The organism is uncultured Dietzia sp. (genome assembly GCF_937873725.1).
Classification (GTDB): Bacteria; Actinomycetota; Actinomycetes; order Mycobacteriales; family Mycobacteriaceae; genus Dietzia.
Genome location: NZ_CALMYY010000121.1, coordinates 1 through 21,511 on the forward strand (window position 1 = coordinate 1; position 21,511 = coordinate 21,511).

General features: G+C 72.1%; 19 protein-coding genes and 3 pseudogenes. 3 read left to right on the plus strand and 19 right to left on the minus strand.

Translation table 11 applies throughout. The features are described from left to right. Positions 1–153 precede the first annotated feature (153 nt). From recO to Q0444_RS13165, 13 genes and pseudogenes are all read right to left on the minus strand, one after another. Positions 154–957, minus strand: a complete 804-nt coding sequence (gene recO / locus Q0444_RS13105; RefSeq protein ID WP_299023427.1) for a DNA repair protein RecO — start codon at positions 955–957, stop codon at positions 154–156. 92 nt (positions 958–1,049) lie between these two features. Continuing rightward, positions 1,050–1,958, minus strand: a complete 909-nt coding sequence (gene era / locus Q0444_RS13110; RefSeq protein ID WP_291082002.1) for a GTPase Era — start codon at positions 1,956–1,958, stop codon at positions 1,050–1,052. Continuing rightward, positions 1,955–3,280, minus strand: a complete 1,326-nt coding sequence (locus Q0444_RS13115) for a hemolysin family protein (protein WP_291082000.1) — start codon at positions 3,278–3,280, stop codon at positions 1,955–1,957. The genes era and Q0444_RS13115 overlap by 4 nt, the downstream gene beginning before the upstream one ends. 3 nt (positions 3,281–3,283) lie before the next feature. Continuing rightward, the gene (gene ybeY / locus Q0444_RS13120) at positions 3,284–3,766 is read right to left on the minus strand and encodes an rRNA maturation RNase YbeY (RefSeq protein WP_291081998.1); all 483 of its coding nucleotides are present in this window, start codon (positions 3,764–3,766) and stop codon (positions 3,284–3,286) included. Beyond that, a complete protein-coding gene (locus Q0444_RS13125) occupies positions 3,763–4,728 on the minus strand; it encodes a PhoH family protein (protein WP_299023430.1) in 966 nt (321 codons plus the stop codon). The genes ybeY and Q0444_RS13125 overlap by 4 nt, the downstream gene beginning before the upstream one ends. Before the next feature lie 125 nt (positions 4,729–4,853). Next, positions 4,854–5,651 (minus strand): 16S rRNA (uracil(1498)-N(3))-methyltransferase, encoded by a 798-nt coding sequence (locus Q0444_RS13130; RefSeq protein WP_291081992.1) that lies wholly within the window; start codon positions 5,649–5,651, stop codon positions 4,854–4,856. A gap of 4 nt (positions 5,652–5,655) precedes the next feature. After that, positions 5,656–6,816: a molecular chaperone DnaJ gene (gene dnaJ, locus Q0444_RS13135; protein ID WP_291081989.1), complete on the minus strand. Its 1,161-nt coding sequence runs from the start codon at positions 6,814–6,816 to the stop codon at positions 5,656–5,658. 69 nt (positions 6,817–6,885) lie between these two features. Next, positions 6,886–7,926 (minus strand): heat-inducible transcriptional repressor HrcA, encoded by a 1,041-nt coding sequence (gene hrcA / locus Q0444_RS13140; protein ID WP_299023428.1) that lies wholly within the window; start codon positions 7,924–7,926, stop codon positions 6,886–6,888. Between the two features lie 48 nt (positions 7,927–7,974). Continuing rightward, positions 7,975–9,153, minus strand: coding sequence for a radical SAM family heme chaperone HemW (gene hemW / locus Q0444_RS13145; protein WP_299023431.1), 1,179 nt, complete (start codon positions 9,151–9,153; stop codon positions 7,975–7,977). A 536-nt stretch (positions 9,154–9,689) separates the two neighbouring features. After that, positions 9,690–11,069 (minus strand): annotated as a pseudogene (locus tag Q0444_RS13150) (wax ester/triacylglycerol synthase family O-acyltransferase); the annotation flags it as partial. Between the two features lie 142 nt (positions 11,070–11,211). Further along, on the minus strand, positions 11,212–11,430 hold the full coding sequence (locus Q0444_RS13155) for a hypothetical protein (RefSeq protein ID WP_291081984.1): 219 nt from the start codon (positions 11,428–11,430) through the stop codon (positions 11,212–11,214). Between the two features lie 9 nt (positions 11,431–11,439). Continuing rightward, positions 11,440–13,563 (minus strand): M3 family metallopeptidase, encoded by a 2,124-nt coding sequence (locus tag Q0444_RS13160; RefSeq protein WP_291081982.1) that lies wholly within the window; start codon positions 13,561–13,563, stop codon positions 11,440–11,442. A gap of 66 nt (positions 13,564–13,629) precedes the next feature. After that, the gene (locus tag Q0444_RS13165) at positions 13,630–14,454 is read right to left on the minus strand and encodes a TSUP family transporter (RefSeq protein WP_291081980.1); all 825 of its coding nucleotides are present in this window, start codon (positions 14,452–14,454) and stop codon (positions 13,630–13,632) included. 26 nt (positions 14,455–14,480) lie between these two features. On the opposite strand from Q0444_RS13165, the gene Q0444_RS13170 reads away from it, so the two are divergent. Continuing rightward, positions 14,481–14,993 carry a CGNR zinc finger domain-containing protein gene (locus Q0444_RS13170; protein ID WP_291081978.1) on the plus strand — a complete coding sequence of 171 codons (513 nt, stop codon included), beginning with the start codon at positions 14,481–14,483 and terminating at the stop codon, positions 14,991–14,993. 24 nt (positions 14,994–15,017) lie between these two features. Here the strand turns inward: Q0444_RS13170 and lepA are convergent, their stop codons facing one another. After that, on the minus strand, positions 15,018–16,934 hold the full coding sequence (gene lepA, locus Q0444_RS13175) for a translation elongation factor 4 (RefSeq protein ID WP_349679616.1): 1,917 nt from the start codon (positions 16,932–16,934) through the stop codon (positions 15,018–15,020). Between the two features lie 2 nt (positions 16,935–16,936). Next, the gene (locus Q0444_RS13180) at positions 16,937–17,659 is read right to left on the minus strand and encodes a hypothetical protein (protein WP_291081974.1); all 723 of its coding nucleotides are present in this window, start codon (positions 17,657–17,659) and stop codon (positions 16,937–16,939) included. A gap of 53 nt (positions 17,660–17,712) precedes the next feature. Between Q0444_RS13180 and Q0444_RS13185 the strand changes: the two genes are divergently transcribed. Further along, a complete protein-coding gene (locus tag Q0444_RS13185; protein WP_291081972.1) occupies positions 17,713–18,261 on the plus strand; it encodes a type II toxin-antitoxin system PemK/MazF family toxin in 549 nt (182 codons plus the stop codon). Between the two features lie 172 nt (positions 18,262–18,433). After that, complete coding sequence (gene rpsT / locus Q0444_RS13190; protein WP_291081970.1) at positions 18,434–18,694, plus strand: 30S ribosomal protein S20; 261 nt, start codon at positions 18,434–18,436, stop codon at positions 18,692–18,694. Between the two features lie 146 nt (positions 18,695–18,840). Here rpsT and holA read toward each other — a convergent pair whose 3' ends face one another. From holA to Q0444_RS13210, 4 genes and pseudogenes are all read right to left on the minus strand, one after another. Next, positions 18,841–19,827, minus strand: a complete 987-nt coding sequence (gene holA / locus Q0444_RS13195) for a DNA polymerase III subunit delta (RefSeq protein ID WP_291081969.1) — start codon at positions 19,825–19,827, stop codon at positions 18,841–18,843. Positions 19,828–19,950: 123 nt separating this feature from the next. After that, positions 19,951–20,388: a ComEC/Rec2 family competence protein gene (locus Q0444_RS13200; protein ID WP_299023429.1), complete on the minus strand. Its 438-nt coding sequence runs from the start codon at positions 20,386–20,388 to the stop codon at positions 19,951–19,953. A 121-nt stretch (positions 20,389–20,509) separates the two neighbouring features. Then, positions 20,510–21,148 (minus strand): annotated as a pseudogene (locus Q0444_RS13205) (ComEC/Rec2 family competence protein); the annotation flags it as partial. A 266-nt stretch (positions 21,149–21,414) separates the two neighbouring features. Then, positions 21,415–21,511: pseudogene (locus Q0444_RS13210) on the minus strand (type II secretion system protein GspK); the annotation flags it as partial.

Below are 21,511 nucleotides of genomic sequence, written 5' to 3' on the forward strand. Positions count from 1 at the left end.
TCCCCCCCCCACATGCCCCCGGGGCGCGCGCGGCTGCGCCCGCCGGGGGGGGGGAAGAACTCGGCGGTAATGGCGGGCGCCCCCACCCCCGACGGGTGGGGGGTGGGGGGCCGCACCGTCCCCCCCGCCGCGACGCCCACCCCGGTGGGGCGCTTACGAAATCTGGGCATTCCGGGCACGAGGGTCCTCCACGGGTTGGACGGGACAGGGGTCGACCGCTCCGCGGTCGACCAGGGGCAGGCTGCGCAGGTCTCGCTCGAGGTGCCACTGCAGGTGCGCCGAGGCGATCCCGGAGGCCTGACGGACGACGGCGGGCGACGACGTGGCCACGGCGTCCCACTCCCCGCCCAGCAGGGCCGACAGGTGCTCGGTCACCCCGGGCGAGAGCATCGCGCACCCCTGCGGCCGGCAGTGGACGCACACGGTACCGCCGGAGGCCACGTGGAACGCGCGGTGTGGGCCCACCACCCCGCAGCGCACGCAGCAGTCCAGGACGGGCTCCCAGCCGGACGCCGCCATCGCCCGCAGGAGGAAGGCGTCGGCGACCAGGCCGGGCGCGCGTCGGTGTTCGGCGAGGGAGCGGAGGGCCCCGACGGCCAGGCCGAGCAACCGCGGGGCGGGTGCACCCTCCTCGCCCGCCAGGCGTTCCGTGGTCTCCAGGACCACGCAGCCGGAGGTGTAGGCCGGGTAGTCCGCGACGAGCGGCCGCGCGAGCGACTCCCTGCTCGACGCCTGCCTCACGGTGCCCAGGCCGCTCCGTCCCCGTCCCGGGGCGATCTGGACCTCGACCACCGCGAACGGCTCGAGGCTGGCCCCCATCCGCGACCGGGTGCGGCGCACCGCGCGCGCGACCGCACGGACCAGTCCGTGCTGCTCGGTGAGCAGGGTGACGATCCGGTCCGCCTCACCGAGGTCGTAGGTGCGCACGACGAGGCCGATGTCGGTGAACGGGTGCATCGTGGCCTCCTCCCCTGCGTGTGTCGGACGACCATTGTCCCACCCGCCGCCGTGATCGGCGCCAGGCTGCGCCGGTGGGCCGGCCGCCGGGCCTAGAAGCCCAGCCTGCCGAGCATCTTGGGATCGCGCTGCCACTCCTTGAGCACCTTGACGTGCAGGTCCAGGTACACCTTGGTGCCCAGCAGCTTCTCGATCCCCGCCCGCGCCTGACTACCGACGTCCCGCATGCGCGATCCGCCCCTACCCAGCACGATCGCCTTCTGGCTCTGCCGTTCGACGTAGACGATCGCGTGGACGTCCATCATGTCGTCGCGGCCCTCGTGCGGGAGGATCTCCTCGATCGCCACCGCGATGGAATGCGGGAGCTCGTCCCGGACGCCCTCCAGCGCCGCCTCCCGGATGAGCTCGGCGATCCGGGTCTCGTCGGACTCCTCGGTGACCACGTCGTCGGGGTAGAACCGCGGCCCCTCGGGCAGCAGGGAGGCGATCACGTCGGCCACCACATCCACCTGCTCACCGGACGCCGCCGACACCGGGACGACCTCCGAGCCCGGCCCGAGCAGGGTGGAGACCGCCATGAGCTGCTCCATGACCCTCTTCTTGGAGACGGTGTCGATCTTGGTGACCAGACCGAGGATCGGCGTGGTGGGGCAGAGCTTGCGCACCTGCTCGAGGATCCACCTGTCGCCGGGCCCGATCCGCTCCCCGGCGGGAATGCAGAGGCCGATCAGATCGACGTCGGAGTAGGTGTCCTCCACCAGCGCGTTGAGCCGTTCCCCGAGGAGGGTGCGGGGCCGGTGGAGACCGGGGGTGTCGACCAGGATGATCTGGGCGTCCGGGCGGTGGACCAGGCCACGGATCGCGTGACGCGTGGTCTGTGGTCGCGAGGACGTGATGGCGATCTTCTCGCCGACGAGCGCGTTGGTCAGCGTGGACTTGCCGGTGTTGGGTCGGCCCACGAAGCTGACGAACCCGCTCCTGAATCCCTCTGGGGTGGTCATCGGTTCCCCTCGCCTCTGCGATCGGAGTCGTCCTCCGGGTCGGTCGACCCGGTTCGTCGTGCAACCACGGTGACCACCTTGACGCGGCCGCGGCGGTCGTGGCCGCCCTCGGCGCGGAGGTCGAGGCCGGTGGAGACCACGTGCGCGCCCGGGAGCGGCACCCGACCGAGCTCCAGGGCGAGCAGCCCGCCGACGGTCTCGACCTCCTCGGTCACCTCGTCCGGGAACTCCAGGTCGAACAGCTCGGCGACCTCGTCGAGCCCGAGCCTGGCCGAGAGCCGGTAGACCCCGTCCCCCATCACCTCGATGGGTGCCACCTCGGTGGTGTCGTACTCGTCCACGATCTCGCCGACGATCTCCTCGAGGATGTCCTCGATCGACACCAGCCCGGCGGTGCCGCCGTACTCGTCGACGAGGATCGCCAGGTGGTTGTGGTCCCGCTGCATCTCCGCCAGGAGGTCGTCGATCGGCTTCGCGTCCGGCACGAACACCGCCGGCCGCATCACCTCCGCCACCGGGGCGGCGCGACCGTCCGGGTCGTCGAGCCGGGCCACGATGTCGCGGAGGTACACCACGCCCACCACGTCGTCGGAGTTGTCGCCCGCCACCACCGGGATGCGTGAATACCCGGACCTGACAGTCAACCGGGCCGCCTGCCCGACCGTCTTGTCCGATTCGATCCACACCATCTCCGTACGCGGGGTCATCACCTCGCGTGCGGTGGTGTCCCCGAGTTCGAACACGGACTGGATCATGCGCGACTCGTCGTCGGCGACCACTCCGCGTTCCCGCGCCATGTCCACCATCTCGAGCAGCTCGATCTCGGACGCGAAGGGGCCGTTGCGGAAGCCGCGCCCCGGGGTGACGGCGTTGCCGACGCCCACCAGCAGTGTGGCCACCGGCCCCAGGATGAACCCGGTCAGGGAGAGCGGCGTCGAGGAGCCGAGCGCGAGCGAATACGCGTGCTGGCGCCCCAGGGTGCGGGGACCGACCCCGGCGACCACGTACGCCGCGATGGTCGTCACCGCGATCGCGGCGGCCAGCGCCCAGGCCGTCGACGCGATCAGCTCACCGAACACCATGGTGAACAGTGCCGCGCTCGCCACCAGACTCAGCAGGTGTAGTAGGACGGTGACGTTGATGTAGCGGGGACGGCTGACGAGCATCCGGGACAGCCGGGCCGCGCCGTAGCGGTTCTCCTTGGCCATCTCCTCGACACGGGCCACCGAGACGGTGCTCAGCGCGGCGTCGAGGGCGGCGAACACCCCGGCGACGGGGATGAGGAGGACGGCCGCCGCGGCCGTGAGGATGGTGTCTTCCACTGGTCAGGCGTCCTCACGCGGAGCGTCGGCGCGGTGGTCGTACCACTCGCCCAACAGCTCGTTCTGCAGCCCGAACATCTCGCGTTCCTCGGCCGGCTCGACGTGGTCGTACCCCAGCAGGTGCAGGCACCCGTGGACGGTCAGCAGGGCGAGCTCGTGCGCGAGCGGATGACCGGAGCTGGCGGCCTGGTCGGCGGCAAACGCCGGGCACAGCACGATGTCGCCGAGCATCGCCGGCCCGGGATCCGGCAGGTCGGGCCGCCCACCGGGCGTGAGCTCGTCCATGGGGAAGCTCATGACGTCGGTGGGGCCCGGCAGGTTCATCCACGTCACGTGGAGATCGGCCATCGTGTCCTTGTCCACGAGCGTGATCGACAGCTCGGCGGCCGGGTGGACGTCCATCCGGCCGATCACGAACGCGGCCACGTCGATGAGTTCTGCCTCGTCGACCTCCACGCCCGACTCGTTGGCGACCTCGATACTCATCGGTGGCGGTGCTCCCTCTTCCTGTGGACTGCGGTGGGTTTCTCGCCCCGGTCGAGGCGCTCCTCGTGCTTGGCGTAGGCGTCGACGATCCGGGCGACGAGCGCGTGCCGGACCACGTCCTTGGAGGTGAGTTCGGAGAAGTGGATGTCGTCGACCCCGGCCAGGATGTCGCGCACCACCTTGAGCCCCGAACGCTGGCCGCCGGGGAGGTCGATCTGGGTGATGTCGCCGGTCACGACGATCTTCGATCCGAAGCCGAGGCGGGTGAGGAACATCTTCATCTGCTCCGGCGTGGTGTTCTGCGCCTCGTCGAGGATGATGAACGCGTCGTTGAGGGTGCGCCCGCGCATGTACGCCAGCGGCGCGACCTCGATCACCCCGGCCGCCATCAGCTTGGGTATCGTCTCGGGGTCCATCATGTCGTGCAGCGAGTCGTACAGCGGGCGCAGGTACGGATCGATCTTCTCGTGCAGGGTGCCCGGCAGGTAGCCGAGCCGCTCCCCCGCCTCGACGGCCGGCCGGGTGAGGATGATCCTGCTGACGTCCTTGGCGCGGAGCGCGGCGACGGCCTTGGCCATCGCGAGGTAGGTCTTGCCGGTACCGGCGGGGCCGAGCCCGAACACCACCGTGTGCTCGTCGATCGCGTCGACGTAGCGCTTCTGCCCCACCGTCTTGGGCCGGATCATGCCCCCCCGCCGGGAGAGGACGTCGGTGCCCAGGACCTCCTCGGGGGTGAGGGGGCCGGAGTCGGCGAGGATCTCGACCGACCGACGTACCGAGGCCGGGGTGATCTCCACACCCCTGCGCGCCTGCCGCAGCAGGTCGGCGACCACCCGCGAGGCCTGGTCGACGGCCCTCGGGGCACCGGAGATGGTCATGGTGCCGCCCCGGACGTGCAGGTCGGCGTCCAGCAGATCCTCAAGGGACCGCAGGTTGGCGTCCGCCGCACCGAGCACCGCCATGGCCAGGTCGGGGTCGAGTTGGACCGCGGTGCGGGCGGGCGAGTCGCCGGAGTTCCGGCGGGCGACTCCCGGATCGGCCCCGGCCGTCCCGGTGACTGCGTCGTTCTCTGGGGTGCTTACGTGGATCACTCCCTGGGTGGTGGTGCGGATGAGTCGAGTGTAGTCCCCGGGGCGGCCCATCTCCGCGTGAGAACGCCGAGGGCCGAGAGGGCGACCGCGGCGGCCGTGGACGTGCGCAGGACCTCGGGTCCCAGCACCACCGCGCGTGCCCCGACGTGGGAGAGGGAGTCGATCTCGGCGTCCGAGACGCCGCCCTCGGGTCCGACGACGAGGAGGATCCGCTCCCCGACCGGCCCCGCGGTCACCGCGTCGGCGAACGGGACGGAGCCGTCCTCGTGGAGCACCAGCGCAGTGGCACCGGCGGCGACCTCGGCGGCCACGAGCGCGGTGAGGGCCGTGGAGTCGACCAGCTCGCCGATCTCCGGCTCCCACGCCCGCCGCGACTGCTTGGCCGCGGCCCGCGCCGCGTTCTCCCACTTCGCCCGACCCTTGTCGATCTTGGGACCGGCCCACCGGCTCACGCAACGGTCGGCCTGCCACGGCACGATCCGGTCGGCGCCGGCCTCCGTGGCCAGCTCCACCGCGAGCTCCGAGCGCTCGGACTTCGGCAGCGCCTGCACCACCGTCACCTCGGGCGAGGGCCGGCGCACGTCCTCGCGGGCGATCACGTCCGCCTCGACCCTGCGCTGGTCGGCCGTCGTGACCCGACAGTCCGCCACGGCCCCGCGGCCGTCCCCCACGCGGACCCGCTCCCCGGGTCGCACGCGCAGCGCCGCCCCGGCGTGTCTGCCCTCGGCGCCGTCGAGGACGACGGACCCGCCGACCGGGGGGACGGCCGAGACCCGGAAGAGAGGCGGGGTCACCGGGTCAGTGGCCCGCGACCGCGTCGCGCAGTCGGGAGAACAGTCCGCCGCGCCGGGCGGTGTCCTCGTTGACGACCTCGGTCGACGCGCCGCCGAGCGTGCGCAGCTGCTCCACGAGGTCGCGCCGCTTCCGGTCGAGCTTCTCGGGGACGACCACCTCCATGTGCACGGTGAGGTCACCGGCCCCGCCCCCGCGGACCCGCGGCATGCCGCGGCCGGTGAGGGTGACGGTGTGTCCCGGCTGGGTTCCCGCGGGGATCTCGATCTCGAGGTTCTCGCCCACCACGGTCTCCAGCTCCACGCTGCCGCCGAGGATGGCGTCCACGACCGGGACGCGGACCGTGCAGTGCAGGTCCTCCCCGTCTCGCACGAACACGGGGTGAGTGCGCTCGTTGACCTCGATGTAGAGGTCACCGGCCGGGCCTCCACCGGGCCCGACCTCGCCCTGACCCGCCAGCCGGATGCGCATCCCGCCGCCGACGCCGGCGGGGATCTTGGCGGAGACGGTGCGGCGCTTGCGGACCCGTCCCTGCCCGGTACAGGACCCGCACGGGTCGGTGATGACCTCGCCGGTGCCCGAGCAGGTGGGGCACGGGCGGCTGGTCATGATGTTGCCCAGCAGCGAACGCTGGACGGACTGGATCTCGCCCTGCCCCTGGCACATCCCGCACTTCGCGGGCGGGGCGTCGCCGGCGGAGCCCTTGCCGTGGCAGGACTCGCAGAGGACCGCGGTGTCGACCTGGATCTCCTTGGTGACGCCGGTCGCGCACTCGTCCAACGTCAGGTTCACACGGATGAGCGCGTCGGAACCCGGCTGCACGCGGCTGCGCGGCCCGCGGCCACCACCCCCGCCGCCGCCGCCGAAGAACGCCTCGAAGACGTCGCCCAGGCCACCCCCACCGAACCCGCCGCCGCCGAAGCCGCCGCCGTACCCGCCGCCGGGCGAGGAGTCGAGTGGGTCGCCACCCATGTCCACGATCCGGCGCTTTTCCGGGTCCGTGAGCACCTCGTACATCGCCGTGATCTCGGTGAACCTCTCCCGCGCCTCATCCGACGGGTTGACGTCGGGGTGCAGCTCACGGGCGAGCTTGCGGTAGGCGCGCTTGATCTCGGACTCCGAGGCACCCCGATCGACCCCGAGGGTTCCGTAGTAGTCGCGTGACACGTGTCGCCTTTCGTCTGAACTGGATCTGAAACCGGATATGGGACGTGGTCCCGGACGAGGCTACGGGCGTCAGTGCCCGGACAGGATCTCGCCCACGTAGTGGGCAACAGCGGCGACCGAGGCGATTGTTCCCGGGTAGTCCATCCGTGTGGGCCCGAGCACCCCCATCCCGCCCAGCATCTGCCCGTCGGAGCCGTAGACGGAGGAGACGACCGACGCGCCCCTGATCTCCGCCGCCTGGGTCTCCTCGCCGATCTGGACCGTGACCCCCGCGGGGCCGCCCCGACCCACCGCCTGCGCGGCCGAGAGCAGCCTCAGGATCACCACCTGCTCCTCCAGCGCCTCGAGGACCGAGCGCAGGGAGCCGTCGAAGTCGGCCGCGTTCCGGGTGAGATTGGCCGTCCCGCCCAGGACGATCCGATCGTCGGGCTGCTCGACGAGCGTCTCCACCAGCACCGTGACGCATCGCGCCGCGGCGTCGCGGTACCCGGGCCGAGCGCGCTCCGGTGTCGCCGAGAGCGACTCGGCCGCGTCCCCGAGCCGCTTGTTGGCCACCGCCTCGGACAGCAGCGTCCGCAGCTCCGCGAGGTCCTCGCCCGCCAGCGGGGCACCGAGTTCCACGGCCCGCTGGTCCACGCGTCCGGTGTCGGTGATGACCACCAGGAGGAGGCGGGTCGGCGCCAGGCTCACCACCTCCAGGTGGCGGACGGTGGAGCGCCCGAGGACCGGATACTGGACGACGGCGACCTGGCGGGTGAGTTGCGAGAGCAGGCGCACCGCGCGCCGGAGGACGTCGTCCAGGTCGACCGCGCCCTCCAGGAATGCCTGGATGGCCCTGCGTTGGGCGCGGGACAGCGGCGTGATCTCCTCGATCGAGTCGACGAAGTGCCGATACCCCTTCTCCGTGGGGATCCGCCCGGAACTGGTGTGGGGTTGGACGATGAAGCCCTCGGCCTCGAGGACGGCCATGTCGTTACGGATGGTCGCGCTCGACACGCCCAGGGAATGGCGGTCGACCAGCGACTTGGACCCGACCGGCTCCTGCGAGGCGATGTAGTCGGAGACGATCGCGCGCAAGACCTCGGTCCTACGATCGGCCGTACTCGACATGGGTTCCTCCTCCTCGCGGTCGCGTCCCGTCGATTCTAGGACAGGCGCTCAGAGGAGCACGTCGCGCACGACGCCGTCCGCGAGCAGCCGGCCCGCCTCGGTGAGCGCGTATCCGGGCCCGAGCCCCGCCCCGGACCGACGCCGGAGCAGGCCCGCCTCGACCTGGAGGTCCGCCCGCGTCCGCTCACCGGTGGTGAACGCCTCGTCCGGCAACCCCTCCGCCAGGCGGAGCCCGGTCATGATCCGCTCGAGGTGACGGTCGGCGTGGTCGAGCGTCTCCCCACCCTCGACGGGCAGGTCCCCCGCGTCGCACGCCGCGGCGTAGCGGGCCGGGTGCCGGAGGTTCCACCACCTGTGTCCGGCGACGTGGGAGTGCGCACCCGGGCCGATGCCCCACCAGTCCCCGCCACGCCAGTACCCCAGGTTGTGTCGGCAGTACCCGGACTCGCCGGTCGCGAAGTTGGAGACCTCGTACCAGTGGAACCCGGAGCGGGACAGCCGGGCGGCGACCTGCTCGTAGCGGTCGGCCAGCACGTCCTCGACCGTCCCCGGGAGTTCACCCCTGCGGATCCGCCGGGCCAACGCGGTGCCGTCCTCGACGATGAGGGAATAGGCGGACACGTGGTCCACGCCGGAGGCCACGACGGCGTCGAGGGTGCGCGCGAGGTCGTCGTCGGTCTCCCCCGGTGTCCCGTAGATCACGTCGAGGTTGACGTGCTCGAAGCCCGCCCGTCGCGCCTCGGCGACCGCCTCCTGCGGGCGGCCCGGGGTGTGGACCCGGTCCAGGACGCGCAGGACGTGGGCGGCGGTGGACTGCATGCCCAGGGAGATCCGGGTGTACCCGCCCTCCCGCAGCCGGTCGAAGAACTCCGGCGACGTGGACTCCGGGTTGCTCTCGGTGGTCACCTCGGCGCCGGGGGTGAGTCCGAAGGTCGACCTGATGCGGTCGAGCATCCCCACCAGGACGTCCGCACCGACGAGGGACCGCGTCCCCCCGCCGACGAAGACCGTGTCGACCGTGGGCGGGGTTCCGGCCCCGGCGAGGACCGCCGCGGCGCGCTCGATCTCCAGGGTGGCGGCCCGTTCCCAGTCGGCGGGCGAGGTGGCCGAACCGAGCTCGCCCGCCGTGTAGGTGTTGAAGTCGCAGTAGCCGCAGCGGGACGCGCAGAACGGGACGTGCAGATAGATCCCGAACGGGGCGTCCGCATCACGCTCCGGTGGGGACAGCGCGAGCCGGACGGGGTCGTGGGGCCCGGCGGTCACGCCTGACCGGACGCGGATCCCGTCCCGATCTCACCACCCGTCGGAGTGCTGGCCGAGTCGGAGGCGGCGGGAGCGGACACGGTGGACGTGGGTGCTGCGGGGGTGGGCGCTGCGGGAGTGGGCGCGACCGGCTTCGATCCCGTCGGCTTGGCCGCGGCATTCTTCGCGCGCGTGGCACCCTTGGCCGCGGCCTTCTTGGCGGGCGCGGCCTTCGTCGCGGGCGCGACCTTCGTCGCGGGCGCGGCCTTCGTCGCCAGCGCCTTCTTCGCGGGGGCTTTCTTAGCCGGCGCCTTCTTGGCGAGTGCCTTCTTCGCGGGGGCCTTCTTCGCGGGGGCCTTCTTCGCCGGCACCGCGCCCTGGTCTGCAGCGGAGTCGGTGACCGCCGACGACTGGCGCCCCGACGCCTGCCGCGAGGACTTCCGTCGTTCCTTGCGCGCCGCCGCCAGCTCCCCCGCGGACCGGCGCTGGACTGTGGGTTCGCCGCTGGCCTCCCGCTCGGCCGCGGCGTCCACGTACTCCTTCATGGCCTCCTCGACCGCCTCCGCGAGCGGCCACGGGTCGGGGACGAGGTCCTTGCACGCGATGAACCCGAAGTGCAGGCTGCCGTCCAACGACATCACCGTGCAGTTCAACCCCGCACCGTGGAAGACCGGTCCCATCGGCAGCATGCTCTTGATCCTGGCCCCGAGGAAGTACAGCGGGATGTTGGGGCCCGGAACGTTGGAGATGACGAGGTTGTGGACGACGGGATGGCGCTCGGACAATCGAAGCCGCGAGTACATCCGCACGGCCGAGCCGAAGACCGAGGGCGCGGCGAACTGCGCCCAGTCGGTCAGGAGGTTGGCGTCGAGGGCGTTGGTGTGGTCCTTGGCGACCGTGTTGGCGTCGCGGATCGCCTCGAGCCGCTCGACCGGGTCGTCGATGTCCGTGGACAATGACATGAACATGCCGGAGACCCGGTTCGTGCCCGGGCGCGACTCGGCGGCGTGAACCGACATCGGGACCATCGCGATGAGCGGCTTGCCCGGGAGTGCGTCCAGGTCGTCGAGGTACTTGCGCAGCGCGGTGGAACACACCGCCAACACGACGTCGTTGACCGTCGTGCCGAAGGCGTTCTTGACCCGCTTGATGTCCTCGAGGTCGACGCTCACGTACGAGATCGACCGGTGTCCGGTGATCGTGCGGTTGAACGGCGTGCGCGGGGCGGTGAACGGCGCCGGCATGGCGAGCCCCTTGCGGGCCCGGTTGATCCACGACGGCAGCACCCCGAGGGTGCCGGGCAGCAGGGACGCCAGCCGCCACGGTGTGGCCAGCCGCGACAGGGCCCCGCCCACCGCGAGTTCGAGTGCACCCGAGCCGCCGGCGGTCTCCTCGACCAACTCCCGGTCGAGCGACGGATCGTCGGGGGTGAGGGTGCACAGCTGAGACATCATGTTGGCGCCCGTCACGCCGTCGACCGTGGAGTGGTGCATTTTGGCGAAGACGGCGACTCCCCCGTCGGCGAGCCCCTCGATGACGTACATCTGCCACAACGGCATGGACCGGTCGATCGGCTGGCTGGCCAGATGGGCGCACAGCTCCGCGAGTTCGCGATCCCCGCCGGGCTGGGGGATGCCCACCCGGTGGAGGTGGTGGTCGATGTCGAAGTCCTCGGCCTCGACCCACACCGGGTGATCCACGTTGATCAGCGAATCGTGGAGCTTGCGGCGGAACGTGGGCATGCCGGTGACCCGCCGGTTCAACTCCGCCCGGAGCGCGCCGAACGAATACCCGTCCTCCATCTCCGAGACGTCCAGGACGATCAACCCACACACGTGGAGGAGCTGGGCCCGGGTCTCGAAGTACAGGAAGCTGGCGTCCAGTCCACTCAAGCGCTGCATGGAGGGCAGTGTACGTGCGCGGGTCGTTCCACGGCGGTCGATCCCTCGACCGCTCCACGTCAGAGGACGTCGATGAGGATCCAGGCGATCACGACGAGCGCGATGAGCAGGATCAGCGCGAGAGTCACACGCGACCGGGGCATCAGAGAACCTCCTTCCCGGTCTCGGCGGTGCCGGCGGAGTCGGCGGCGACGAGGCCGCGGAACCGATGGACGAGCACGTCCGCCACCTTCTCCACCGGTACCGCGACGAGGGCGAACAGCGGGACACCCGCCGCCAGCATGATGAACACCTGGATGGGGAACGGCAGGGTGGCGAGCCAGAGCTCGACCCTGTCCCAGAACTCCAGGAACGCCGTCACGGGCTGATCCTACGACCGCCCCGCGGCCGCGACCTCACGGCCACCCACCACGGAACTGTCGAGCCCCCGGCGGCGCAGCAGCGCCGCCGGGCTCGGGTCCGACCCGCGCAGGGCGCGGTAGGCGTCGAGGAAGTCGATGGCCCCGCCCCGGGCGAGCACCTCACGACGCATCGCGTCCCCGGAGGACCGCTGCAGCCCGCCGCGGGCGGCGAACCACTCGGCGGCGTCCGCGTCGAGGACCTCCGCCCAGAAATAGGAGTAGTAGGCGGCCGAGTACCCGCCGGCGAAGATGTGCTGGAAGTACCGCGAGCGGTACCGGGGTTCGACGCCGGGGACGTCGAGCCCCGCCTCGGCGAGCACCCCGGCCTCGAACCGGTCGATGTCGGTGACCGCCTCGGCCTCCTCGGGGGACAGCGAGTGCCACGCCAGGTCGAGCAGCGCGGCGGCCAGGTACTCCACCGTGGCCTGACCCTCCCCGAAGCGCTCCGCCTCGCGCATCCGCGCGACGAGGTCCTCCCCGATCGTGTCGCCGGTCTCCACGTGCCGGGCGTAGTGCGCCAGCAGTTCGGGTCGTCGGGCCCACATCTCGTTGACCTGGGAGGGGAACTCCACGAAGTCCCGCGGCACCGAGGTGCCGGAGAACACCGGATACCGCACGTCGGAGAGCAACCCGTGCAGGGCGTGCCCGAACTCGTGGAACATCGTGGTGACCTCGTCCATGGTGAGCAGCGTCGGTTCACCCGCCGCGGGACGCGCGAGGTTCATGACGTTCACCACGACGGGCCGCGAGTCCAGGAGCCGGGACTGGTCGCGGAACGACGTCATCCAGGCACCGCCACGCTTGGTCGGCCGGGCGTAGTAGTCGAGCAACAGCAGCCCGATCCCGGCGTCCTGCTCGTCGTGGTCCTCGTCGAAGACCTCGAACACCCGGACGTCGGGGAGGTACCCCGCCAGGTCCGCGCGTTCGGAGAACCGAAGCCCGTAGAGCTCGGTCGCGGAGTACATGACGGCGTCGCGGAGCACGCGTTCCAGCTCGAAGTACGGCCGGACCGTCGCGTCGTCCACCTGGAAGCGGTCGGCGCGCAGGCGCTCGGACGCCCAGGCCCAGTCGGCGGGGTCCACCTCGCGGTCGTCCCCTCCGAGCAGGTCCTTGGCCTCGCCCCGCGCATTGGTGACGGCCGCATCCACCACGTCGAGCAGCAGACCGCGCGCCGCCTCGGGTGACCCGGCGGTCTCCACGGCCAGGACGTGCTCGGCGTGGCTGCCCAACCCGAGCAACCGGGCGCGCTCGGCACGGAGACGGACGATCTCCAGCACGATCGGGGCGTTGTCGTGATCCGGGGTGGCCCCCCGGCGCAGCGACGCCTCCATGACCCGACGCCGCAGGCCCGCGTCATCCAGCCACGCCGTGATCGGCTGCACGGTGGGCAGTCCCAGCGGGATGAGCCACCCGTCGAGGCCCGCGTCGGCGGCACCGGCGGCGAGCGTCGACCGCGTCGACGCGGGCAGGCCCGCCAGCTCGGACTCGTCGGTGACGTGGACGGCCGACTCACTGGTGGAGGCGAGCAGGTTCTCCCCGAACGCGGTGGTCAGTCCGGCGAGCCGGGTGTCGATCGCGGTCAGGCGTTCGCGGCCGGCGTCGTCGAGCCCGGCGCCGGCGCGCAGCAGGTCACGGTGGTGTCGACGGATGAGCCGGCCGGTCTCGTCGTCGACCCCGGACTCCGCCTCCGGCGACCCGTCCGCCCCGAGCGCCGAGTGGACGGCGTCGACCCGCGCGAACAGTCCCTGATCGGTCATCACCGCCGAGTGGTGCGCCGCCAACAGCGGCGAGACCACCCTGTCGATGTCCAGGCGCGCGCTCGTGGCGTCCGGCCCGAGGAGACCGTAGAAGACGGACAGCACCCGGGTGAGCGCGAGACCGGAGCGTTCGAGCGCGATCACGGTGTTCTCCACCGTCGGCGCCTCCGGGTTGGAGACGATCGCGGCGATCTCGGCCGCGTGGTCGTCGATGGCGGTGCGGATCGCCGGTTCCAGGTCCGAGTCCTCGATCGCCGCGAAGTCCGGCAGCCCGTACGGCAACGGTGACTCGTCGAGCAACGGGTGGCGGTCGGTGTCTGGGGTCGGGAGGGTCATGGGGCCGAGTCTACGTCGGCACTCCGACCGAGCCCCCTGCCCCGCGCCCGGCCCCGCGCCCGGCCGTCAGCCCGTCCACTGTGCGACGGTGTCCCAGGCCAGCTTGATCGCCAGGACGCCGATGACCACGAGGAACACGGTGCGGATGAACTCGTTGCCGTGGCGCATCGCCATCTTGGCGCCGATGAAGCCGCCGGCGAGATTGGCGATCGCCATGCAGCCGCCGAGGACCCAGAGCACCTCGCCGTGGATGCCGAACACCAGGATCGAGGCGAGATTGGTGGTGAGGTTGGCGAGCTTGGCCGCGACCGTGCCCTGGAGGAAGCCGAACCCCAGGAACGCCACGATCGCGATGACGAAGAACGACCCCGTCCCGGGTCCCAGCACCCCGTCGTAGAAGCCGATCACCACGCCGATCAGGCCGGAGCGCCAGGCCCGCGACCAGCCGGAGTGCCGCTCCTCGTGGACGCGGCCCAGCGTCGGCTTGAGATACGTGTACGCGCCCACGGCGACCACCGCCACCAGGACGACGGGGGTGAGCAGGTCCTTGGGGATGAACCGGGCCACCGACGAGCCCGCCGCCGAGCCCGCGAAGGCCGCCACCACCAGCGGCAGGACCATGCCGACGGGCACCCGGATCGTGCGCAGGTACGTCAGGGTGGCGACCAGCGTCCCCGCCACCGACGAGAGCTTGTTGGTCCCGAGGATCTCCGGGGTCGAGGCGTCCGCGGGCAGCGCGATCACGAGCGCCGGCAGCTGGATGAGCCCGCCGCCGCCGACCACCGAGTCGACCCACCCGGCGACGAAGGCCGCCAGGACGAGCGCGGCGAGCACCCACACCGAGATCCCGACGGCGGGGGACGCGGCGAGGCCCGCGAGCGACTGAGGCATGCGGACCACTGTGCTGTAATCGGTTTGTGTATATCAACCCTTACGGCGCCGATCCGGTCACCCTCGCCGCCGACCTGGCCAATCGCCGCCCCCGCACCACCCGCGAACTGGTGGACCGCTGCCGCGAATCGGGGGTGACTATCGATCGGACCGCCTCGGACGCGGACCTGGCGGAGGTCGACCGGTTCCTCGACGCGTGGCTCGTCGTCGTGGACACCACCGCGCCGCACGGGCGCGCCGACGCCCTCAACGCCCTGCTCGCCGAGCACTCGGCGCCGCCGCGGCTCACCGACCACGACGGGCACTGGCACGTGCACTACCGCGCCGACGACGTGTCGTTCGCGCGCCTGCTCACCGCCATGTTCTCGGTCGGCACCGCGCTACACCTGACCTCGCGCGGGATCGACCGGCTGGCCCGGTGCGCGGCCGACGACTGCGAGCGGGTCTTTGCCGACGTCACCCGGAACGGCCGCAAGACCTACTGCTCGACGCGCTGCACCAACCGCTGCGCCGTGCGGCGCCACCGCGCCCGGACGTGAGGGACGACGACGACGAGCCGGCGGCTACTTCTTGTCCGCGCTCGACTCCGCCGACAGCGCGGCGACGAAGGCCTCCTGCGGCACGTCCACGCGGCCGATGGACTTCATGCGCTTCTTGCCCTCCTTCTGCTTCTCCAGCAGCTTGCGCTTGCGGCTGATGTCGCCGCCGTAGCACTTGGAGAGCACGTCCTTGCGGATCGCGCGGATGTTCTCGCGGGAGATGATCTTCGCGCCGATGGCGGCCTGGATCGGCACCTCGTACTGCTGGCGCGGGATGAGCTCCTTGAGCTTGCCCGTCATCTTGTTGCCGTAGCCCTGCGCGTAGTCGCGGTGCACGATCGCACTGAACGCGTCCACCGCCTCGCCCTGCAGCAGGATGTCGACCTTGACCAGATCCGCCTGCTGCTCGCCGGCCTCCTCGTAGTCCATCGACGCGTAGCCCTTGGTGCGCGACTTGAGCGAGTCGAAGAAGTCGAAGATGATCTCGCCCATCGGCATGATGTACCGCAGCTCGACGCGGGTCTCGGACAGGTAGTCCATGCCCTTCATCTCGCCCCGCTTGGACTGACACAGCTCCATCACCGTGCCCACGAACTCGCTGGGGACGATGATCGTGCACTTGACGATCGGCTCGAAGATCTCGCGGTGCTTGCCCTCGGGCCAGTACGACGGGTTGGTGACCTGGTGCTCGGTGCCGTCCTCCGCGATCACGCGGTACACCACGTTCGGGGCGGTGGAGATGAGGTCGAGGTCGAACTCGCGCTCCAGCCGGTCGCGGGTGATCTCCATGTGCAGCAGCCCCAGGAAGCCGCAGCGGAAGCCGAAGCCCAGCGCCACCGAGGTCTCCGGCTCGTAGTCCAGCGAGGCGTCGTTGAGCTGCAGCTTGTCCAGGGCGTCGCGCAGGACCGGGTAGTCGGACCCGTCGATCGGGTACAGCCCGGAGAACACCATCGGGTTGGGTTCCTTGTACCCGGCCAGCGCCTCCTCGGCGCCACCCCGCGCGCTGGTCACCGTGTCGCCGACCTTGGACTGGCGGACGTCCTTGACGCCGGTGATGAGGTATCCCACCTCGCCGGGACCGAGCCCCGTGGTGGCCTTGGGCTCGGGCGAGATGATCCCCACCTCGAGCGCCTCGTGGGTGCTGCCCGTCGACATCATCCTGACCTTCTCGCGCGGCCGGAGCGAACCGTCGAACACCCGGACGTAGGTCACCACCCCGCGGTAGGTGTCGTAGACCGAGTCGAAGATCATCGCGCGGGCCGGGGCGTCGGGGTCGCCGACGGGCGCCGGGATCACGTCGCAGACCTTGTCCAGCAGCGCGTCCACGCCCTCGCCCGTCTTGCCGGACACGCGCAGGACGTCGCCGGGCTCGCACCCGATGATGTGCGAGATCTCCTCGGCGAACCGGTCCGGGTCCGCCGCCGGCAGGTCGATCTTGTTGAGCACCGGGATGATCTCGAGGTCGTTCTCCATGGCCAGGTACAGGTTGGCCAGCGTCTGCGCCTCGATCCCCTGCGCGGCGTCCACCAGGAGGATCGCGCCCTCGCACGCCTCGAGCGCACGGGAGACCTCATAGGTGAAGTCCACGTGGCCGGGGGTGTCGATCATGTGCAGCACGATCTCCTCGCCGACGTGGGCACCCGAGCGGGGCACCCACGGCAGGCGGACGTTCTGTGCCTTGATGGTGATGCCGCGTTCGCGTTCGATGTCCATGCGGTCGAGGTACTGGGCCCGCATGAGCCGCTCCTCGACGACGCCGGTCAGCTGCAGCATGCGGTCAGCCAACGTCGACTTGCCGTGGTCGATGTGCGCGATGATGCAGAAGTTCCTGATCCTGGCTGGATCGGTGAACGTCGTCTCTGCGAAGTTGGGAATCTCGATCACTCCTGGGGGCGGGCCCGGACGTGGCTGGGTGCGGTCCGACCGGGCGATGACTCCCATTGTCACATGTGTGGACCCCGGATACGCATCACGTACCGCCCGGTGGGGATCGCATCGACCGTGCCGTCATCGAGGAACCGTGCGGTCGAGGCGCCCATGGCCTGCATGTTGGCCGCCATGCGGGCCTCGTCGCCGGGGGCACCGAAGAACACCGTCAGGTCGGTCGCCGCGGCGAGCGGGAGGACCTCCTCCACGATCGCGTCGATCCGCGGCGCGTCCTCGGTGAGGGCCCGCACCACCACGTGCTGGAGGTAGCCACTCGTGGACTGGGTGTCGACCGCGACCGTGGTGTGCTCCTCAAGCCACGTGCGCAGCCACTGTTCGCGCTCGATCCGCTCGGGCCGGCGCAGGATCGCGATCTGGGACATCCCCTCGCACCGGTCCCCCTCGGTCGGGTCCGCGATGGGGAGCGGCTCGGACGCCGTCACCGACCACGCCGACACCGGACCGATCGCCCGCGCCCCCTCGAGCAGATCCGCCAGCGCCGTGGCCGAGGCGACCGGCACGCGGGCGCGGACCACGGCGAGCACGGGCCGCTCGGTCACCTGCACGTCGATCATCGCGCCGGCCACCGCCTCGTCGCGAACGTTGACCAGGTACCGCTCCACGCCCAGCGCGGCCAACGGCCCCTCGACCGCCGCCCCGATCCTCGACCGCAACCCCGCCGGGTCCCCGGTTCCCGCGTCCGCATCCGACGCCCACACGATCACGCACACCATGTCCATAAGTCACGATCTTAATCCGCGCCGGTCGGGAGCACCTCGTTACCCTGGCATCCATGGCAATCGACTGGTCCCGCATGGGCCGCTCCGCGCTTCGGATGGGTCAGAGGTACGGACCGACGGTGGCGCGCGAGGTGCGCAGGCGCCTCGATGAGCGCGGCCTCTCCCCCGCCCTCTCCCGCGACCCCGGCGGCGGGGGCCGGCCCACCACCACCGGCACCGCTCACACGTCCAGCCGCGCCCGGACGATCGCGTACGCGCCCGACCTCGACGGTCGCGCGGACCCGGGCGAGATCGTGTGGACCTGGGTGGAGTTCGAGGAGAACGACGGCCGCGGCAAGGATCGTCCCGTCCTCGTGGTGGGCCGGGACGGGGACCGTCTGCTCGGCCTCCAGCTCTCGTCGCGGGACAAGCGTGCCGACGACGAGGGGTGGCTGGGGCTCGGCAGCGGGCCGTGGGACCCGGAGGGCCGACCGAGCTGGGTCCGCCTGGACCGCGTGCTGGACGTGCCCGAGGCCGGGATCCGGCGGGAGGGCGCGATCTGCCCGCGGGAGAGGTTCGAGGAGGTCGCCGGCCGGCTGCGGTCGGACTACGGCTGGCGCTGACCCACGGCCGGCGGGGGATCGCGGAGCGTTTTGGCCGGTGACACCGCCGCTGGTAAGGTGGGCCGTCGGTGTCCACCGGATCACGTTCCACGTGTCCGGACGGACTAGAGACATGACATCAGCTCGGCGGGATCCTCAGGGCCCCGCCGACACACGACCGAAGGTGCGACGAGTGGCCAACATCAAGTCCCAGATCAAGCGGAACCTCACCAACGAGCGCAACCGCCTCCGCAACCAGTCGACCAAGTCGGCCCTGCGCTCCGCCATCCGGAACCTGCGCGAGGCCACCGAGGCCGGCGACAAGGCCAAGGCCGGCGCGCTGCTCGTCGCCACCTCCCGTCAGCTCGACAAGGCCGCCACCAAGGGTGTCATCCACCAGAACCAGGCCGCCAACAAGAAGTCGGCGCTCGCCAAGGCCGTCAACGCGCTCTGATGCACTCCCCGGCGCCTCTCCCCTGAGGCGCCCAGCCCCGCGGCGGCCACCGCCGCGACGCGGCTCCGAGGGCCCACCCCGCACCACCCGAGTGCGCGGCGTGGGCCCTTGTCGTTGTCCGCGGGCCGGGCCGTTGTCCGGCCGGCCTAGCCGACCCCTCCCGAGGCGGCCAGCGACCCCACCCGTCGGATGGCGCGTTCCAACGCGTAGGACGTGTCCTCCGCCTGCCCCTTGACCTCGCCGTTCAGACGTGCCACCACCTGCAGCGCGGTGCCCAGCGTCTCGATGGACCAGTGCCGGGTCTGGGCGGTGACCTTCTTGACCTTCCACGGTGGCAACCCCTGACGGGCCAGGTCCGCGGGGGCGGCGCCACGCTGGGTCCCGACCAGGGCGATCGAGTTGACCGCGTCCGCCAGGGCGTCGGCGAGCACGACGTGCGGGACCCCCGTGTGCATCGCCCACTCGAGCGCCTCGATCGCCCCGGCCACGTCGCCGACCACCGCCCGCTCGGCCACGGTGAAGCCGCTGATCCCGACGACCCCCGAGTGGTAGCGCCGCACCGCCTCCACGTCCACCTTGCCGCCGGTGTCGGCCACGAGCTGTCCACAGGCGGAGGCCAGCCGGCGCAGGTCGGTCCCCACCGCCTCGACCAGCGCCTCGCAGGCCTCGGGGGCCACCCGGACGTCCAGCCCGCGGAACTCCGAGCGGACGAAGCCCACCACGTCCATGTGTCGGGAGAGCTTGCCGGCGGCGTGCTCCTCCGCCCCGGCCTTGCGCAGGTCGGGGACGAGCGTCTTGGCGCGTCCTCCGCCCGTGTGCTGGACCACCAGGACCGTCTCCTCGGGCAGATCGTGGGCGGCACCCATCACCGCCGCCTGCGCGTCCTTGCCCAGCTCCGCCGCCCCGGTGATCACCACGATCCGGGCCTCCCCGAACAGGGACGGGGAGAGCAGCTCGAACAGCTGCGGCGCGCTGACCTCCGGCCCACCGAGACGGGAGACAACCGGCGGTTCCTCCCCGGCGGGTGCGGCCGCACGCACGGACGCGACGATGCCCATCGTGGCGCGCTCGGTGAGGAACTCGTCCTCCCCGAGAATCAGGTGCAGCGCATGCGGACCGGACCCTGCTGCCATCCGCCGCTCTCCTCGTCGTCGTCACCGTCGATGTCACCGTCGATGTCACCGTCGTCGTCCCCGCTGTGGTCTACCTCCGACATGGTGCCACGCGGGCCCGACACGTCCGGTCCCGCCTCGGGGTCATCCCGGTCCCGGCGGCGCCGGGTGCGGCGACCCCGGCAGGGCGGCCACGATCCCCGCGACCGTGTCGAGCCACCACAGCGCGGGGGCACACGCCGCGGCGAGCAGCACGGCGCCGCCCTCCCACACCGGCCCGAGCGCGGCGGCGGCCGTCCCGAGCACCGTGACCACCGGCACCGCCGGCGCCACCGCGAGGTTCGCCGGCAGGGACCACGGCCCCGTCCCGAGCCCGGCGGCCACCACCACCGGCAGAGTGGCCACGTGGGCCACCACGCACACGGCCAGCACGTCGGCGACGGGCCCGGGCATCCACGGTCGGCAGATCCGTACCGCGACCGGGCGTGCCGCCAGGACGAGCGCCGCGGTCGCACTCACCGACAGGAGGAACCCGGCCCCGGTGGCGGTGACGGGATCGAGGAGCGCGACGAGCAACACCACGCCCGCCAGGGCCGCCAGCGGCCGCCCCTGGCGGTGTGTGCTGAGCGCGGCGAACCGCCCCGGTGCCGCCGGCGCGGAGCGCGGCGGGTTCCGGACCCACCACGCCCACGAACCCTGCCAAGGCCACCGCCGCGGCCGCGACCCGGCCCCGGCGGCCCGCACCCAGCGCCGCCGCGGCCAGGAGCACGGCCCCCACGACGTAGGTGGTGTTGGCACCCGACACCGCCGTGAGGTGGGCCAGTCCGGCCGACCGGAACTCGTCCCGGGTCTCGGTGGACACCCCGCCCTCGTCGCCCAGCACGACGGACGGGAGCAGTCCCACCGCCTCGCCCTCGAGCGCGCGGTCCGCGACCGAGCGCAGCCGCTCCCGCACCGCGGCGGGGCCCCGGCCGGAGATCCCCGGCCCTTCCACCACCCGAGGCGGGGGCCGGGCCCCCGGGCCCGGCGGGTCCGCCGGGGTGAGCGGGTCCAGGACCGCGACCGACGCCCGCACCCGCGTCCCGGGAGGCAGCCCCCGCCATCCTTCGCGGGCGAGCACCACCACGTCGAGGCGAGCGGCGCGCGCGGACTCCCCCGACCCCGTGACCTCGACGCGGACCGGGACCATCACGCCACCGCTGCGGACCGGACGGTCGAATCCCGTCACCACGGCCTCGACGCCCGTCCGCGCGCCGACCAGCGAGACCAACGGGTGCGCGGCGAGCGCGTGCGACCGCGCCGCCTGGACCCCCGCGCCGACCGCCCCGAGGGCGCACGCCATCGCGAGCACCCCGAGGGCGGCGCGGTCCACCCGATCCCGCGCGCCCACGCCCACCGACCAGGTGGCCGCGACCACCGCCGAGGAGGCCAGGACCACCCCGAGCGCAGCCCCCGTCGACGGGCGGGCCCCGACGGCCACCGCGGTCGCCGCGAACAGCGCCAGCGTCGGCAGGACGAGCCTGAGATCGCGGACAGCCGGGAGCCGCCCCGGTGGGACCCGCTCTCCCCCCGCCCCGGAGCCCTGCGGGCCCGGCGGCCGCGGCCCGCTCACACCGTGACGAGGGGCCGCAGGCGGGACAGGGTCGCGGGCCCGACGCCGTCCACCTCGGCGAGTTGATCGACGCTCGCGAACACGCCGTTGGCC